We start from the raw sequence: 16,802 nt of genomic DNA, 5'->3' as shown, positions 1-16,802 counted from the left end.
AAATTTTGTTAAAGATTTATTAGACTCTCTTCATTTTCTTCAGCGCCTTGGCATCGCCGGGCAACGTGATTTTCCAAAGCGTACCGCCTGATTTTGTACCGCCCTGTTTACCACCGTATTCAATGATGTACATGTCATTGCCTATCAATACGGCGTCGGTCGGGCTGGTAAAGTTATCGACAATCCGGGTTGTTTTGACTTTATAATTGTCTGTTTTTTTATCATAAATCATGCGTAAATGAAGCAGATCCTTCCCTTGTCTTCTCAGCGGGTTCGGATTGGCCGAACTGGCCTTACCGCCTCCGGCATAACGCATGACAAAGCCGTCGCCTTTAAATTCCTTTGAAAGTGCCTGATCCTTGTCAAAAATTAAAGCCAAAGGGGAGGAGTGGGCATTAAAAGTACCAACGGTTACGCCGGTCGTATCGCCGTCCATCACTATGCCGGTTTTGCGGTCACGGTATTCATTGGCGTCCGGGCCCAGGTTTTGAACGGCTGGCGTAAAAGTTACACCTGCAGGGCGTTTCGGGAACTCAGGATCGTTGTGGAAATATTTCATTAACCACGCAAAAGCAAACTTGCTCAGGAACGGATCCGTTTCAGGATTTGGCTGCCAGTCAGGGTTTTGCTGCGGATTGTCAATGCCACCCATCACCCACGGAAAACCATAATGATGCCCTTTGCGTATCCAGAACATGTCTTCGGGATGGTCATAATCACCTGAATTTGAAACGGCGAAAAGGTTCCCTTTTTTATCATAAGCCATGTCATAGGCATTACGGATTCCTTCGGCAAAAATGTAACCCTGCTCCTTTAATTTGTCTGTATCGTCTACCAGTAACAAATCCTTCGAATTGATCGGAAAGCGGTATATTTTGGTCGTCAGGGCTTTGTCGCGGGCATTTGGGTAAATTCCGCCGTTGTCCTGCACTTCGCCATGGTCCGTCCGGGCGCCCGAGTTGACGATGATGTATTTACCATCGGGACTTATTTCCAAAGCATTCCAGCCATGGTCAAAGGTCGTTTTGTTGGCTCCGTACTCCACGGTATTAAACACGACAGCCATTTCAGGCTTGGCATCGTCCGGTAAAATTTCATAACGGACCATTCTTCCCTTGTTGCCTTTGTTGTTATTTACGTTGATATTTCCGGCAAGGAAGAGCGTGTTTTTATGGAATGCTGCACCTTGCAAACGTGTGATCCCGTGGTCGGCGGCGGTTAGCAACTGTACGCTGGTGGGTTGGCCTCCCTTGTTTACAATATGAAAAACGCCTCCGTCAAAACTGGTATAGTACATATCGCCGCTCACCGGGTTGACTATCAAACGCACGGCTTCCGGTTCTACTTTCATATAAGCTTCGACTTTAATGTCGTCGCGTAGTGCGTGGGGGATCTGTGTAGGCTGGTCCCTGCCTCCCTGCGCAAAATTTGTCAGTGGTATGGATAACAGCGAAAGTGCTAAAAATCCATTTTTAGCGATCTGGCTCATGGGGTTTTTCATGGTTATTAATTCAGAAAGGGTTATTCGGTTACGGATAATTTTCTCAGGTAAGCAACAAGCTGCCAGCGTTGTTCGGCAGTAAAAACATCCTGGAACGGCGGCATATTGCCTTTCCCGTTTGATAATTTCCAGAACAGTGCGCCGTTGGTCTGCTTTTTGACGATCGAATCGTGGAAATTGGCTGGTTTTTGGCCTAGTGCTCCACCCGCTGCGCCGTCTCCGTAGCCACTTTCTCCATGACATGATGCGCAATATAATCCAAAAAGTTCTTCTCCGTTGGCCAGGGTCAGTGGCTCGTCATGGTACGGACTTTTGAGTGTATCCGCCCAAACGGGCGCAACCCAGCGGTCCTGGGTATGCTGATGCACGGGGTGATTACTGCTGGTAAACGAGGACAAACCAACGCCCCCGATTCCCGCGGAAATTAAAAAGCTTGCGGCTATTTTTTGGTATAAAATCATTTAAAACTAATTATTGATTTAGGAATTGTATTGCTGTTATCATTTCAGTGCTTGTCTGGCCTTTTTTACTTCATCGGCGTCAACCGCGGGTGCAGTATTTCCGAAGCTTTGCCTTATAAAGGTCAGTACCTGTGCTATTTCCTCATTGCTTAGAAAACTGTGTGAGGGCATGATGTTGTTATACGGAAGTCCTTTTACTTCAATCGGGCCTTCAAGCCCTTTCAGCATAATTTCAACTAACCTTTTCTTGTCGCCATTGACCCACTCGGAACCTGCAAGCGGAGGGAATCTTTGGGAGTCGCCCATGCCGTTTCGCTGATGGCAGGCTGCGCAGTAGACGCTGTAAACCTGACCGCCGGCAACAGGTTTGTCTTTGTCCAGATTATCGGCAACAACATCGGGCGTGCGGATATGCGACATCGATTTACGCTTTTCCATTTGCGCCAAAGCGGTTGTTCCAAATTTGGATTTATTGCCCGTATAAGTGATTTTCCATATCTTTCCTTTCTCCGTTTCTGCGAAGTAAAGCGAACCATCCGGCCCCATGGCGATACCCATCGGACGATAAGCCGCGTCACTCGTATTGACGATTGGATCAACGCCGGCAAAACCGTCTGCGAAAATATCCCAGCCGCCGGATGGTTGTCCTCCCTTAAAAGGGACGAAACCGATGATGTAACTGGCCTGAGGATACGGTGCCCGGTTCGTGGAGCCATGGAATGAAATAAATGCCCCATTTCTGTAACGCTCAGGAAACTGCTTACCCTGATAAAACAGTAAATCATTGGGTGCCCAGTGACCCGGAAAACCCAAAAGTGGCTTCTCATATTGGTCGCAGTCGCCAACAATTTTTCCGTCTCCGCCATATTCCGGGCCGAGTACTTTTTTTTGCTGCATCTGATCAAAGTAACAATATGGCCAGCCAACGTTGCTTCCGTCTTTTACTCTTACAAATTCTTCCGCGGGCAAAACAGCACTTTGCCACGGGGTATAAAGGCCCGCCCATAACCGCAGCAGATCGTCCCGGCCGTGTTGTACGAGGTATAAGTTATCGTCTGATTTGTTCCAGTCAATCGCCACGACGCTTCTAATTCCGGTTGCGAACTTGTATCCGTCTTTTTGGGTCTGGTTTAATTTATTGGCATCAAAACGCCATACGCCGCCGTGGTCTTCAAGAAACGGGCATGGCGTCATGCCTTTTGAATTTGGCTTTCTGAACAGTTCTTCGCAGGCATTGGAAGGTGCGCCGAAAGGAACATACATATTGCCTTTACCGTCAAAAGCGAGCGGTTTTGCAATATGTTCGTGCATGCCATGCGCGTGGTCATCGGTTAAAATGATCTCTTGTTTGCTTTGCGGAACAAGCTCGCCGGGTGTAAGTTTATAGCGGTAAACGATCAGTTCGGAGCTGAAATACAGATATCCGTTGTGGATCCGCATGCCGGTTCCGTAACCGCGTTCTTTGACAGAACCTCCGAATCTTTTGATGATGTCCGCTCGTCCGTCGTTGTTGGTATCACGCAACGCAATAACCGATTCATCTTTTTCGGCGAATCTTGCTTTTACGTAAATATCACCGTTTTCGTTGACAGCAATATGGCGGGCCCTGCCGGGAAGGCTGTCTACAACCACGGTTGCTTCAAAACCCTCCGGTAAAAAAAGACCGCCATTTTTGGTATTGACTACTTCTGAATCGGGACGGGTGACAAATCCTGCGAAAAAAATAAGGATTAACGAGGAAGTAAGCTTTAAGTTCACGATCGACGGGTTTAGGGGGCCGAATGGAATTAACAATTATGAAATAAAAATAAGAGGGTATTTTTCTTATTTTAACTCAACGATCATTTCAATTTCAACGGGGATATTGCCAGGTAATGAACCCATGCCAACGGCTGAACGTGCATGTTTGCCATTCTCTCCGAAAATTTCTACCAAAAGATCCGAGCAACCATTGATCACCATCGGATGCTGGCCAAAATCCGGTGTGGAATTAACCATACCCAGCAGCTTTACGATTCTTTTTACTTTGTTCAAGTCACCGCCAAGAAAGCCCTTTAACGTCGATATCATTGAAATTCCGGTAAGACGTGCGGCTTCTTTGCCTTGTTCCAAAGTCAGTTCTGTTCCTACTTTTCCGATCATTTGTCCGCCTTCCGGCTTGTCGGGTCCGTGACCGGATAGGTAAACCAGCTTGCCTACCTGGACAGCCTTTACGTAATTGGCGATCGGGGCAACGGGCTTAATCAGTTTGATGTTTCTTTCTTTGATCCGGGCTTCATAGTCTGTCACCGTTTGCGCCTGAGCGTTCAGTGAAACCAGGGCGCAGCAAAGCGTCAAAACCGGTACCAGGAAAAATAAATTGCATGTCTTTTTCATGTAAATTTTTTAATTAATTGGCTGAATTGAGATTTTTTTATTTCGCAGCGACAGGCAGTGCGATGCCGTTTAAATCATAAACGATCTTCCCGCCTTTAATGGTCATCTCACATTCCAGTTTTTGTTTGCCTTCCATTTTATAACCTGTTTTGTCATAAAAGCCGAAATTTCCTTCCCGCATGGAAAAGATAGCCACATCTGCGATCGCATTTTCGGAAATATGTCCAAGATTTTCGCGTTTGATCACCTGTGCAGGCGCCCAGGTACTTTCCTTGATAACGGTTGGAAGGTCAATACCCAGCACCAAAAATTTTGACATGATGCTCAGCATATCTTTCATCGAGCCGTTCATGCTTCCCGTGTGCAAATCGGTGCTGATGGTATTGGGGTAAAATCCGCTTTTAACGGCAGGAATTGCCTGTGAATAGTTAAAGCTGGCACCACCATAACCGACATCGAAAATGATTCCTTTTTTGCGTGCGTCCAGCGCAAACTGGTTCACCTTTTTGGTCTTCTCATCTACGATCGTTTCTCTTACATTGCCTTCCAACAAGGTATAGGCGTGCGTGAAAATATCGCCCGGACGAAGATATTTCATGAATAAAGTTTCGAGTGAAAGGGGAGGATTGTTGCCTCCAAAGTCGATCATGACCGGCATATTTGCCAGTTTTCCGGCTTCAACGACACGCTTGATCGGTGTCCAGTCGGGCCCTATAAAGTGTGCCACTTTAAAACCAACGATGTCATTTTTATTTTTGATCGCAACGGCGGCTGCCATCTGCGTATCCATATCGCTCGTATCCTGTTCGTAGGCGCCGCCGCGCATGCCCTGCCCGACAATGTTCAGAAAGGAAAGTACCCGTGTTTTTGAGTTTAGGATAACGTTCTTTTTAAATTCAGGAAAGGATTCCCAGCCTGCGCCTCCGGCATCCACAATCGTGGTAACACCGACACGAAACGTAAAGCCGTCAGGCGGCAAAGCCACCAGGCCATTACTGAGATAATGATCGGGCTGGGTACCAAAAAAAACATGGCCGTGGATATCTATGAGGCCTGGAGTTACGTACATCCCCTTGGCATTCACGACCTGCTTGGCTTCTTTTGGGTCAATATTTTGCGCAATCTTTTTTACTTTTCCTTCATAAATTCCCACATCCATCAGCTGGTTGAGGTTATTCTTCGGGTCAATTACTGTTCCGCCTTTGATCAGAAGGGTGTAAGTCTGAGCACTTACAACGAAACTGTTCAGACTTAGCAGGCAGCAGATAATAAAGGATTTGCACTTCATTTTTCAAGTTGGGTTTAGGAATAATATCTTGTATCGGTGCTGCGCTAGACAGCCGCTTTCGACAATTCTTCTTTGAGTCGGGTTGCCACAATTTTCTCTTCACCGGGTTTTAACATCCAGGTCGTGATGGTTAATGTATTGTTTTCACCCGGCATGATTTCAATCGATGGGTTTCCGTTGCGCAGGTTTTCCTGCAACGTTTTAACCGGCAGATTTACTTTTGTGGCGTCCCAGGAAATCCGAAGCGTTGGTGTATGGTTTCCAAGTTCCGGTGCGAAGGTTTCTACTTGAACACCTTTTACACTTTTTGCCGCATTGGCAATCAGAGCGGCGCGGCCTTCCCACATTTTCCACTCTTTTTTGTGGTCCATTTTGACGAAATTGTCAAGGGCCACGTACATGCCAAGAATTTCTTCTTTATTTACCTTCATACCTCGTCCGATGGTTGAACCACGGGGTGGCATGCTTAATCTTGCCGCTTCTATCAAATGTTTTTTGCCCATCAAAATGCCAGCACTTTGCGGGCCACGCATCGCTTTTCCACCCGAAACACAAACCAGGTCAAAACCAAGGTCATTAAATCTCCACAGGTTTTCAACCGGTGGCACATCGGCAGCCATGTCGATCATGGTTGGTATGCCGTGCTTTTTAGCCACTTCAATCCATTTTTCATGCATGATCTGACCCTTATCGGATTGGATATGGAGAAACCACATCAGAGCCGTTTTGTCGGTAATGGCTTTTTCCAACTCATCCAGTGTTTCGATTTCTACCATCTTACAACCGGTATTGGTCAAAGCGTGAGAATATCCGATGCTATGGCCTTTCTGAATGATCACTTCTGATTTCATTCCGGTACCTTCCAGATGCGGAAGTGCTTCCACTTTCTTTTGGTCCATCCCCGTCAAAACGCCTGCGAGTCCCAATGTTAATGCAGAAAAGCAACCCGCAGTAACAACGGCCGCTTCTGCGTGTGTAAGTGCAGCAATTTTTTCTCCGACTTTGGTCTGAACTTCGTCCAGGATCATAAATTCTTTGGCAGCTCCCTGAATTACCTCAACGACCTCATCCTGCATCAGCGAACCCGTCATAAACGTGTAGGTACCCGCGGCATTGACAAATGTACGGATGCCCAATTCCTTCGCCAGATTCCGGGCTGGAAGCTTGGCCGTGAATCCAATAGACTCGATATTTCCTTGTCCCAGAAATCCACCTAAAAGAGGAAAAGTGGATAAATGTTTAATTAAATCTCTACGGTTTATCATAAAAGTAACAAGACTGAATAAAAGTGATAAGGGGGCGTTAAAACGGATTTGACCGATCAACAGAGAAAGGATGCAGGAAATATGCGGGAATACTCTTTTTAGTAAGAATTAATTTTTTTGATTGTTAAAAGTGTAGGAATAATATTTTGCCTATGTGGTTTTTGGAGCTTTTTTATTTCGAATGGATTGTTTTGGGAATTGCCTTCCGAGAAATGGTTTCGGAAGGCAATTCCAAATTGTTAATCAATATCCCACCAGATCGGTGTAGCGGCACTATCTTTTCCATTCAAATAAGCGGCTACTGCTGCTTTTACGGCATCGCCGCTGGAATTGGTAACAGCCGACGGATAAGTCAGGCGCTTGATAAATGTGCCAAGAGGTAGATCAGGATTTTTGCTTACTGCTATCGGATAGAGCTTTGGATAGCCAGTTCTGCGGAATTCAGACCAGGCTTCTGTTCCTTCCGGGTAAAGGGCAATCCATTTCTGGGTAATAATTCTTTCCAGTTTCGTTTCAAAATCTGCTCCATCATCCCATTTAACTGTAATCTTTGTCAGTGCAGGTGAGTTGTTTGCGGTGTTTTTAGGATCGACATAACTGATCTGAGGGGTTGTTCCTAACAAATAGGCTTCTGCACCAGATGCTCCATTGGCTTTGAATGAAGCTCTTACACCTTCTTCATAAAATGACTGTGCAGTACCACCCATGTTCCAACCTCTCAGCGCGCCTTCCGCTTTAAGGAAATAGCTTTCGGCAACATCAACCTGCTTTACCGGTGAAGTTGTCGTTACGTTTGGTAGCGAGAAAGACTGATACCTTGTTTTTTCAGGTCTTTCTGAGCCGGCTCTGATACCTTTTATTTTTCCTCCTGCGGCGGCGTCAGTGGCCGGTAGCGCATATAATGGTAATCTAGGATCGGCAAAGCCGGAAAGGAAAGTTTCGATGGCAGCCGACATACGCGTATCCGACCAGGCATTAGCCATGGTGTAATAAGGATTTGTAGTTGTAGGTATTACGGAAAAGCCGACGGTTTCAAGTAATCCGCCATTTTCAGCAGCCACAGCTTTTTCAGCCTGTGTTTTTGCCAGGTCAGGTTTTATCTTTGAAATACGGATTGCCAGACGAAGTTTAATGGTATTCGCCAGTTTTATCCAGTTGGTGTATTCGCCTCCGAGCGAGGACTTGTCCCATTTTGCAAAGCGGGTTTTGTCCGCATTCGGATTGGCTGCTTCTGCGGCTTTTAGGGCGGTAACGGCCTTGTCCAGATCTGCAAAGAATGCAGTATATGCCTCTTCTTCTGAATCAAAAGTTACCTGAGCGGCTGTTCCGTATTTTGTATAAGGATAAGGGCCAAAAGTATCTACCAGACGATGCGCGGCAGTCACCTTTATAATCAACGCGATCGCATATAAATCCGGATACTTGGTCTCATAACCTTTTTTCCACATTTGAAGCCATTGGTCCATTACATTTTGGGTGGAGGTGTTCCAGGCAGCATTGTTCCAGCCATCCACCATGAAATAAGTGGTGGTGTTTTCATTGTTCAGGAAAGGTGTTGGCGTTTCCAGATAACCGGCGTAGGATTCAGCCTGAAGATTTTGCTGGGTTTGTACTCCGGTAGTGGTGGCTACAATCCGGTTCATCATCAAAGGCAGAAGAATTCCTCCTTCATTTGCATCCTGAACGAGTTGTTCGTCCGTTAGTAGTTTTTCATCCTGGTTAAGCGTTTTCATGTAATCCTTACACGAAGTAGCGAAAGTCATCAGGCAGCTTAGAGCCAGGATGTTGTATTTATTTTTATCTATAAATAATTTCATGTGAATAATTTTTAGAATGTGGCACGAAGGGTTACACCATAGGAACGTGTTGCCGGAATGCTGAAGCCTTCAACGCCCTGCATGCTGTTTGCCGTTGTGATACTTACTTCCGGGTCAAATGGAGCATCTTTATAGAAGAAGAACAGGTTTCTGCTGATAAACGAGATGCTGATATCTTTTATCGCCTTGGAAACCTTCGGGAAGGTGTAACCAATTGCCAGCTCTCTTAAACGTACATTGCTAGCGCTAAACATATACTCCTCTGCCGCTGCCGCAACATCCCCTTTGCCAGAAATAAAGTTATAGTAAGTTTCTGCCGGGATGGTTTTGCCATTCACATTGACTCCACCTGCATCTCTGGCTTCACCAGATCTTTTCGATAAGCCTTTGAAGTCAAGCCATTGTTCCGTCAGAGACGCGATCTTACCTCCGAAACGTCCGTCAACCAGGAATGATAGGCTTACGTTTTTGTACTTGAACTGGTTGTTAAAACCAATCAGGAATTTAGGATTGGCGTTACCAAGGTACTGATCCGTTCCACTTGACAGAAGCGGAAGTCCGGTTTTTTCATTATACTTGATGTTGCCTTGATCATCACGCTGATAAGTTTTACCGAACAAATCGCCATAAGATCCATACTCACGTCCGCCAAGATTCGATATTCCCGGGCGAGTCAGGAATAGTTGTAACATACGCGTGTTTCCACCGGATTGAAGTACAAACCAGTCAGATTTTAAAAGACTACTCAGTTCTCTGATCTGGTTGACATTCCTTGAAAAGTTAACCGAAGGAGACCATGAAACACCACCAAAATCGGCTTTGTACGTTACTACTGCTTCCAATCCTTTATTACGGATTGTACCTCCATTGATGTAGAAATTGGATGCTCCCGCTCCGGCCGGTGCCTGAATCTGGAAAACCTGATCGTAGGTCGTAGCATTGTAATAGGTAAGATTCACACCCAGCTTGTCCTTGAAGAATTTAAGTTCGGCACCGATTTCGTATGAACGTGTACGCTCTGGTTTCAGACTAGTTGTATCTGTTCCGCTGAAAAATGGAAGGGTTGTTCTACCATTAACATTTTCATCATTTCCAAGCGAATAAGGAGGTGTCCAGTTGGCAAAACCGAAAGGAAGTGCATTTCCCACCTCAGCATATGAGCCCCGGATTTTTGCAAAAGACAAAACGTTGTTGTTTTTCAGGATATTCTCAGGCAACACGTACGACAAACCGACAGAAGGGTAGAAGAATGACTGATTTACCGTAGAAGACCATTCTTTTCTTGCCGTTACGTCAAGGAAAAGAGTCTCTTTATATCCCAATGTTGCTGTTCCGAAGAATGCCTGGGTTAGCCTTTTTTGAAGACTTTCCGTCGCATTGAAAAATCCCTGTCCTGTCAAACTTTGCAAAGCATAAATTGAGAAGAAGTTCGGGAATGACAAGGTGTTAGTGGATCCGTTGTTGCCCACGTTCATGTCATAAAAAGTGTTTTGCGTATTGCTAAAACCAAGCGTGACAGAAAGAAAAAGATCTTTTCCCAGTGTTTTTGTTCCACTTAACAAAAGGTCGGAATACAGCTGATCTGTATTGGTAAGGTTCTTTCTGTAACCCCCGTTGCTGCCTACGAGTGTTGGATCCGACGAGGCGTATTGACGGTATTCAAATGTGTCCTGCACTTTGTCATATGTCGCTCTTCCCTGAAGGTGAAGCCAGTCGGTAAGATTCCATTTCGCAGAGAATGAATAAATCGTTCTGTTACGAAATTGATCACTCTGGTTTCTATGGGATAACCAATAAGGGTTTTGGTTGGAACTCGCTTCGTTTTTAATGTAAGGCCAGTTCTGAACATTCATCAAACGTGCCGGATCCCATTTCTCAAAATTGTTGCCACTATATTTTGAGAAGTCATCTCCTGTTGGAAAAAGATAAAGACTGAAAATTGGGCTGTAATAAAATCCTGCCTGTGGGCGGTTGTATACTTTCTGCTCTATATAGTTTACGGATGCGTCGAGGGATAGTTTGTTTTTGAAAAGTTGTGTAGTTCCTCTCAAATTGACATTATGTCTTTTGTAGTCATTTTCAGGAACGATACCGTTGGCTTTGGTATTGGCATAAGACAAATAAAATTGTCCGATGTCGTTGCCATTGGTAATCGAAAGGCTGTTTACGAAGGTCTTTCCCGTGTTGAAAAAGTCTTTTAAATGTTTGTCGCTTCCATTGGTGATTTTTGGTCCCCAGCTATCGTTAACGGCAGTGTTGGCCACCCCTCCGTAACCCTGTCCGTAGGAAGTTTGCACCTGAGGCAAAGCAATCGGATTTTCGAAATTGGCAGAGGAGGAGAAGTTAATGGAAGAATAACCTTTACGCCCCTTTTTGGTCGTGACCATGATCACACCATTGGCAGCCTGGCTTCCGTATAAAGCCGCCGCCGAAGCTCCTTTCAGGATGCTGATATTTTCGATATCCTCGGGGTTAAGATTTGAAATCGCATCGCCCGCGTCTCTCGTATCAAATAAAGTACTTCCCTGTGCGCTGTTGGCATTATTCATCGGGATACCGTCAATCACATAAAGAGGCTGGTTGTTACCCGTGATGGATTTGTTACCGCGAAGTAAAACTTTGGAAGAAGAACCTGGCCCGCCGGTACCTTTTGTGATCACAACACCAGCGGCTTTTCCCGCCAACGAGTTAATCATGTTAGGGTCTTTTACCCGTGTTAACTCATCGCCGCCGACGTTTTGCTGCGCATAGGTTACACTTTTGGAGTCTTTTTCAATACCAAGAGCGGTTACGATCACCTCGCCAAGTTGTTTAACATCGTCAGTTAACACGATATTAACAGTCGTGCGGTTTCCAACCGTTACTTCCTGGCTTGTGTAGCCAATTGAAGAAAAAATTAGTACCGAACTGTCGTCAAGTACGTTAATGGCATACTTCCCCTCAGCATTGGTGCTGGTTCCTGTCGTAGAGCCTTTTACCAGGATGTTAGCACCGGGAATACCTGCACCCTGCGCATCCTTCACCGTCCCTGAAACTTCCTTAGCCGCCATTTTCACAGCAGCTGGTTGCGGAACATTTTCAGAAGAACTGGTTTTTGATACCGGTTTTGTGTTGATAATGATGTTGTTATTCACCTGCGTGTAGCCTAGTCCTGTGCCTTCCAGGATGGTTTCCAGCGCTTCTTTTACGGTTTTGTTTTCAAGTGAAACATTGACTCTCTTTTTGTTATCAATGCGTTCGATGCTGGTAATAAACTTGTAATCACTCTTTTTTTCGATCGCAAGAAAGGCTTTTTGCAGGGTGGCCTCTTTGAGGTACAGGGAGATTTTTACTTCTTCGATGCCTTGAACCGAGCCAGTCCGGATGGCGAATGAGGGCTGGATAACAAACAGCAATGCCAGCAGCAGGGCAATGGGTTTCCAGTGCCACTTTAGCGGCGGCTGTGTACGTAATGTTTTGTTCATACGTCTTTTGTAGAAAGGTTAAATTGATTTAGGTGATAATAAAACTCTGATACTGAAAGATTTTGGTTAAGTAAAACAATGTTACAGTTATTGCGGCTGCACTTATTTATCGTTACTTTTTTAATTTTCAAATCACCTGCACACGCCACCCCGGATCGTGACCTGTTTGCCATCAATGGTATAGCTAAAATGGTTAGATATACTGAGCAGCTTTAAAACCTGTTCCAGACTTGCATTTTCATTAAAACTCGCCATGACGCTGCAATGGGCAAGTGCTTCCTTCTTTAAATCAATCTCAACCTCATAATTTGCTTCCAGTCTCGCGATTACTTCAGCATAAGTATTGTTGCGAAAAACCAGTTGATCCTTTCGCCATGCACCAATGCCTGATGCGCTAACGATATCTATATACGTTTCATCCTTTTCTGTATCAATAACCAGTTCCTGCTGTGGGGTCAGCTGGGTGATCCGGATGGGATTTCCCTCCTTGATTTCTTTGCTTACTTCAACTTTCCCGGTGGCCACCGAAACGGAGGACATCTGATCGTTTTTGTATGCTTTGACATTGAACGAGGTTCCCAATACACGTGTCGATACGCTATTGCATTTTACGACAAATGGCTTATTCGGGTTTGGGATAACTTCAAAAAATGCCTCACCTTCCAGAAAAACTTCCCGTTGTTTTCCGGCAAACTGATCCGGAAATATGATTTTACTGTTTTTGTTTAACCAAACTTTTGATCCATCTGATAAGATAATACTCAGGATCTGGTCATTACCGCTGACTTTTTTAATGAATGCGACATTCTTAATCTTAGGATCAGATTGCTTTTTAGCGATAAAAAAGTAACCAAACCCAATCAGAAACAGAATACTGGCTGCGACCAGCCAGGAATACGTTCTGAAATAACTTTGCTTTCCATCCGCATGTACCGAATCTTCAGCATCGGAAATTAAGGCATTCAGCTTGCTTAGGCCTGACTCAGGATTAAAGTCCTCACTGATCTCAAAGGCGGACTGCTGCAACCAGGCACTTTTTATCTGTTCAAACAAAATCTTGTTGTCAACTTCTTCAAGCCACCATTCCATCGTGAGCTTCTCAGCTTCGCTGCATTCGCCTGCTATATACTTGGCGATTAAAGGCCATGGTGTATGATCCGACATGAATTTTTTGCTTTCTACTGTTAGGACAAATAAAAAATGGCTATACCCCCATTCGGTCAGAATATTTTTTATATCTGATAAGTTTTTTGCAGAAGTTTTAATTGCTTAATGGCTTTACCCATTTGATTTTCTACTGTTTTGGATGACAGCGAGAGGATTTCAGCAATTTCATTGTAGGTAAAACCTTCGAAACGGTTTAACTGAAAAATTGCTTTTCTTTTTTGGGGGAGATAATTGATAAGATTGGTGATGCGGGATTCCAGTTCGTGATAGAGAAAAACGTCTTCAGGGCCCGGCATATCTTCTATGATATCTTCACTGAGCTCTTCCATGACCAGTTTTTCCTGCTTCATATAATTGATCGCGGTATGACGGGTGGCCGTAAAAAGGTAAGCGCGCAGGTTCTTTTCGACTGCCAGATTTTCCCGTTTGTCCCAAATCCTGAAAAAAACATCGGCCACGATTTCCTCAGCCAGATCGTTCCGGCTGGTCAGGTATGAAGCAAAACGGCAAAGCGAATTATAGTATTTTTTGAAAAGACTATCCAGGGCACGCTTATCCCCCTGTTTAATCAGGGAAATTAGAAACAAGTCATTCTGGCCGTTAATCATAACAATACGGTTGCTTTTTTGATATCTGAGAATCTTAAAACCATTCAATTTTCAGGGGTGATGACCGATATTAATATTACCTTTTTATTGCATGTTATTTGCAGTATCATCAATAAAATTGGCAATAACTAATTTGGTTATTTTATAATTCGGTAGAATTATAAAATATTAATTGATAAAATTAAAAAAGTAAACGTGAATTTATATAATTGTTGTAAAATAATATTTTCCCGTTGCATGCGACAGGATTGGAGTTGCTTTTAAATAAGATTAACGGAAATGTTAAATTATTGTCGGAATACATGCTATATCAGCGGTTAATAATACCTAAAGAGCACAAGTATGCAACTGATGGTTACTGCCAAGCGCTGACAATACGCAAAGTTAACCCCCGGCTAATCCTGATTTAAACTGGGCTAACCGGGGGCTTTTTATTTAGAAGTTTCTTATTTCAAAAACAACTGCTTCACACAAACCGGTGTCGGGATGCTGATCTCCTTTTCGGTATAAGTCAACAGACCTGTGGCACTGTTCCTTTTGAAAAACACAAGGTTGTTGTTGTCGCGGTTTGTGACATAAACCAGTTCTCCTTTTTCGTCAACCAGGAAATTACGCGGATGTTTTCCGTGCGTTTCCGGATAGCCAACGGTGGTAAGTTTTCCCGTTTTGGCGTCTACGGCGTAAACCACCAGACTTTCGTGGCCACGGTTTGAGGCATAAAGGAATTTCCCGTCAGGCGAGAAATGGATATCAGCGGCATAGCTTTTTCCGGTGAAGTCAGCCGGAACCATACTTACCCGTTCTAAAGGCACCAAAGCACCGGAATTTTTCACGATCTGGAATGAATTCACGACGGAATTCAACTCGCAAGCCGAGTAACCAAAATTCCCGTTGGGGTGAATGGCAAAGTGGCGCGGGCCGTCGCCGGCTTTTACTTCTACATAGGGGACAGCTCCGGGCGTAAGTTTTCCGGTTTTTTGATCCACCTGATAAACCATAATTTTATCGATCCCAAGGTCCGATGCATAAATAAATTTGCCGTCGGCCGATGGGATAATCGAGTGCATATGCGGTTTTTGTGTCGCCGCGCCTTTGTCCTGAATGGCGTCAGCAAGCTCGCCGATGCTGCCATCCTTGTTTAAAAGATACACCGCCAGCTGTCCGCTCCCGTAATTGGAAACATAAATAAACCGTCCTTTCGGGTCAATGCTTACGTGACAGGGGCCTTTTCCTTCGGATGATTTTTCGTTTAAGGGCGTAAGTTTGGCCGTTACGGGATCAATTTTATAAGAGGATATCGTGTTATTGCCTTCGTTTGAGGCATAAAGGAATTGTTTGTTCGGGTGAAATTCCAGAAAGGAGGGACTGTTTTTGCTGGGTAAAATCTGTAATTCCTTGTAAGAGAAATTGCTTCTGTCGAATTCGTATACATAAATACCTTCGCCTTTTTGGGTATAGGTCCCTACGTAAAGTATCTCTCTGGTTTTGGGTTTCTGTGCAAATGTCATGATTGCAGATAGTAAACAAATGAAGGTAAGCGTGAATTTTTTCATGATTTAGGATTGATCTGAAACTAAGTTTATTCAAAAATGAGTGTGCCAAACTTGTTGAATTCGTGAAAACTGCCGCTGGTTTTTTTCCAGGAATAGTAGGCCGTCTCCGAATCGTAGTCAATACGATAGAAATTTCCTCTCCATTTGGTGCCGGATTTTGGGGGAGATTGTACGATCGGGTTCATCAGCGTATAAGGGATGAAAAATTCGGCTTTCCAGCCTTCCACAGCAGCCATGCTTTTCTTTTGGCCCCCTTGTACGCTGGTTGCGTGCTGAACCCGGTTGCTGTCGTTGTAAAACCAAGGTCTCCAGCCCTGGGCCCTTCCTTTTAAGTTGGGGACGAGAATGGCCAGCTCATAATCCAGGGGCGAAATTTCATATTCGAGATAGATCGGTTCCGAGGTATCCGGCCACAAAAAAACTTCTACAACATCTTCCTTAAATAAGGTGCCGAAATCTTCCGTGATGGTGGCGGTCAGTTTTTTATCCGCACAGTCAAAAAGGAAATAGACACCTTTATCGGAATAAAGGATTTTAACTTTGGTTGGAAAAGATTTTCCGGGAGCAGCTTGTCTGGGTCCCGTTTGAACGTTTAAATTAAACCAGTTTGTGGCGGCCCAATTTTTGGCATTTCCTTCGCCGTCCACTTTAAAATCCGTGGTTTTTTTTACAATCAGTGTAGAATCGGAAGCAGCGCCGGAAGCCTGGCTCTGATAGAAAACCCCGGTCAATAAGATAAACAGAGGGATGATTTTTTTTAACATTTTTAAATGGTTTAGGAAATTAGGGATAGTGAAAGGCAGCCGGTCTGGCAACAGAGCGGGGCCGAATAAGGAGTAAGAAATAAATTATGGTCTGGCAATTTCACAACGATTTTAGATAATACCAAATGTGTTGGTTAAATCAGTGGAAATATTTTTTATTGAAACTTTACCAGATTATTAACTGGCCGCCAACCCGATTTTATTGTGTACATCCTCGACAAAACCTAAAAATTTTCGATACTTAATTGGCCGTACCACGAATTGTATTGTAAGAAAATTTTGCTTCGGCTTTCGACTGTTATACAAATCCAAGAAACAATATTTTAGCGGATTGCTGATAGCCGACGGCCGATGTAAAAGAGGTTTACAGTATAATTCGTGATAAGATTTATTACTGGATTATTTGAGGAATGATTATTTAATAGTTATTGTTATACTAATAGTTAGATAATCAGGATTTTAAACTGATATTGTGATGATAACCAGGAGAAAAGACCCAGATGTATTAGATACAAGCAAGCCTATTCTGGAAGCGCCT

Annotated in this window: 12 protein-coding genes; all 12 read right to left on the bottom strand. The window is 44.3% G+C overall.

Features of this window, described 5'->3' with window-relative positions; genetic code table 11:
* Positions 1-19: 19 nt before the first annotated feature.
* The 12 genes from RB622_RS01360 to RB622_RS01305 all read right to left on the bottom strand — a co-directional run bounded on the left by RB622_RS01360 (position 20) and on the right by RB622_RS01305 (position 16,264).
* Entirely contained in the window at positions 20-1,501 is a 1,482-nt protein-coding gene (locus tag RB622_RS01360; RefSeq protein WP_308044684.1) for a cytochrome c class I, read from the bottom strand.
* Between the two features lie 20 nt (positions 1,502-1,521).
* Positions 1,522-1,962, bottom strand: coding sequence for a cytochrome c (locus RB622_RS01355; protein WP_308044683.1), 441 nt, complete (start codon positions 1,960-1,962; stop codon positions 1,522-1,524).
* Between the two features lie 39 nt (positions 1,963-2,001).
* Entirely contained in the window at positions 2,002-3,720 is a 1,719-nt protein-coding gene (locus tag RB622_RS01350) for a c-type cytochrome (RefSeq protein WP_308044682.1), read from the bottom strand.
* Between the two features lie 66 nt (positions 3,721-3,786).
* Positions 3,787-4,338 (bottom strand): RidA family protein, encoded by a 552-nt coding sequence (locus tag RB622_RS01345; RefSeq protein WP_308044681.1) that lies wholly within the window; start codon positions 4,336-4,338, stop codon positions 3,787-3,789.
* A gap of 37 nt (positions 4,339-4,375) precedes the next feature.
* Positions 4,376-5,626 carry an amidohydrolase/deacetylase family metallohydrolase gene (locus RB622_RS01340; RefSeq protein WP_308044680.1) on the bottom strand — a complete coding sequence of 417 codons (1,251 nt, stop codon included), beginning with the start codon at positions 5,624-5,626 and terminating at the stop codon, positions 4,376-4,378.
* Positions 5,627-5,670: 44 nt separating this feature from the next.
* The gene (locus RB622_RS01335) at positions 5,671-6,891 is read right to left on the bottom strand and encodes an aminotransferase class V-fold PLP-dependent enzyme (protein ID WP_308044679.1); all 1,221 of its coding nucleotides are present in this window, start codon (positions 6,889-6,891) and stop codon (positions 5,671-5,673) included.
* Positions 6,892-7,130: 239 nt separating this feature from the next.
* Positions 7,131-8,708: a SusD/RagB family nutrient-binding outer membrane lipoprotein gene (locus RB622_RS01330; RefSeq protein ID WP_308044678.1), complete on the bottom strand. Its 1,578-nt coding sequence runs from the start codon at positions 8,706-8,708 to the stop codon at positions 7,131-7,133.
* Positions 8,709-8,719: 11 nt separating this feature from the next.
* Positions 8,720-12,172: a SusC/RagA family TonB-linked outer membrane protein gene (locus tag RB622_RS01325; RefSeq protein WP_308044677.1), complete on the bottom strand. Its 3,453-nt coding sequence runs from the start codon at positions 12,170-12,172 to the stop codon at positions 8,720-8,722.
* Positions 12,173-12,304: 132 nt separating this feature from the next.
* The gene (locus RB622_RS01320; RefSeq protein WP_308044676.1) at positions 12,305-13,336 is read right to left on the bottom strand and encodes a FecR domain-containing protein; all 1,032 of its coding nucleotides are present in this window, start codon (positions 13,334-13,336) and stop codon (positions 12,305-12,307) included.
* A gap of 68 nt (positions 13,337-13,404) precedes the next feature.
* Complete coding sequence (locus tag RB622_RS01315; RefSeq protein ID WP_308044675.1) at positions 13,405-13,947, bottom strand: RNA polymerase sigma-70 factor; 543 nt, start codon at positions 13,945-13,947, stop codon at positions 13,405-13,407.
* A 446-nt stretch (positions 13,948-14,393) separates the two neighbouring features.
* Entirely contained in the window at positions 14,394-15,500 is a 1,107-nt protein-coding gene (locus RB622_RS01310) for a lactonase family protein (RefSeq protein ID WP_308044674.1), read from the bottom strand.
* Between the two features lie 26 nt (positions 15,501-15,526).
* A complete protein-coding gene (locus RB622_RS01305) occupies positions 15,527-16,264 on the bottom strand; it encodes a carbohydrate-binding family 9-like protein (protein ID WP_308044673.1) in 738 nt (245 codons plus the stop codon).
* Positions 16,265-16,802 lie beyond the last annotated feature (538 nt).

Source organism: Dyadobacter sp. LHD-138, from assembly GCF_030929615.1.
In the GTDB taxonomy this organism is placed as follows: domain Bacteria; phylum Bacteroidota; class Bacteroidia; order Cytophagales; family Spirosomataceae; genus Dyadobacter.
Note: the sequence above shows the minus strand (reverse complement) of the source record. Positions and strands in the feature narration are given on the sequence as shown.

Bases quoted from the DNA above. Each gene is read 5' to 3' on its own strand.
- RB622_RS01325 (WP_308044677.1), bottom strand. From the start codon at position 12,172: ATGAACAAAACATTACGTACACAGCCGCCGCTAAAGTGGCACTGGAAA.
- RB622_RS01305 (WP_308044673.1), bottom strand. From the start codon at position 16,264: ATGTTAAAAAAAATCATCCCTCTGTTTATCTTATTGACCGGGGTTTTC.
- RB622_RS01355 (WP_308044683.1), bottom strand. From the start codon at position 1,962: ATGATTTTATACCAAAAAATAGCCGCAAGCTTTTTAATTTCCGCGGGA.
- RB622_RS01320 (WP_308044676.1), bottom strand. From the start codon at position 13,336: ATGTCGGATCATACACCATGGCCTTTAATCGCCAAGTATATAGCAGGC.
- RB622_RS01330 (WP_308044678.1), bottom strand. From the start codon at position 8,708: ATGAAATTATTTATAGATAAAAATAAATACAACATCCTGGCTCTAAGC.
- RB622_RS01360 (WP_308044684.1), bottom strand. From the start codon at position 1,501: ATGAAAAACCCCATGAGCCAGATCGCTAAAAATGGATTTTTAGCACTT.
- RB622_RS01335 (WP_308044679.1), bottom strand. From the start codon at position 6,891: ATGATAAACCGTAGAGATTTAATTAAACATTTATCCACTTTTCCTCTT.
- RB622_RS01310 (WP_308044674.1), bottom strand. From the start codon at position 15,500: ATGAAAAAATTCACGCTTACCTTCATTTGTTTACTATCTGCAATCATG.
- RB622_RS01340 (WP_308044680.1), bottom strand. From the start codon at position 5,626: ATGAAGTGCAAATCCTTTATTATCTGCTGCCTGCTAAGTCTGAACAGT.
- RB622_RS01315 (WP_308044675.1), bottom strand. From the start codon at position 13,947: ATGATTAACGGCCAGAATGACTTGTTTCTAATTTCCCTGATTAAACAG.
- RB622_RS01345 (WP_308044681.1), bottom strand. From the start codon at position 4,338: ATGAAAAAGACATGCAATTTATTTTTCCTGGTACCGGTTTTGACGCTT.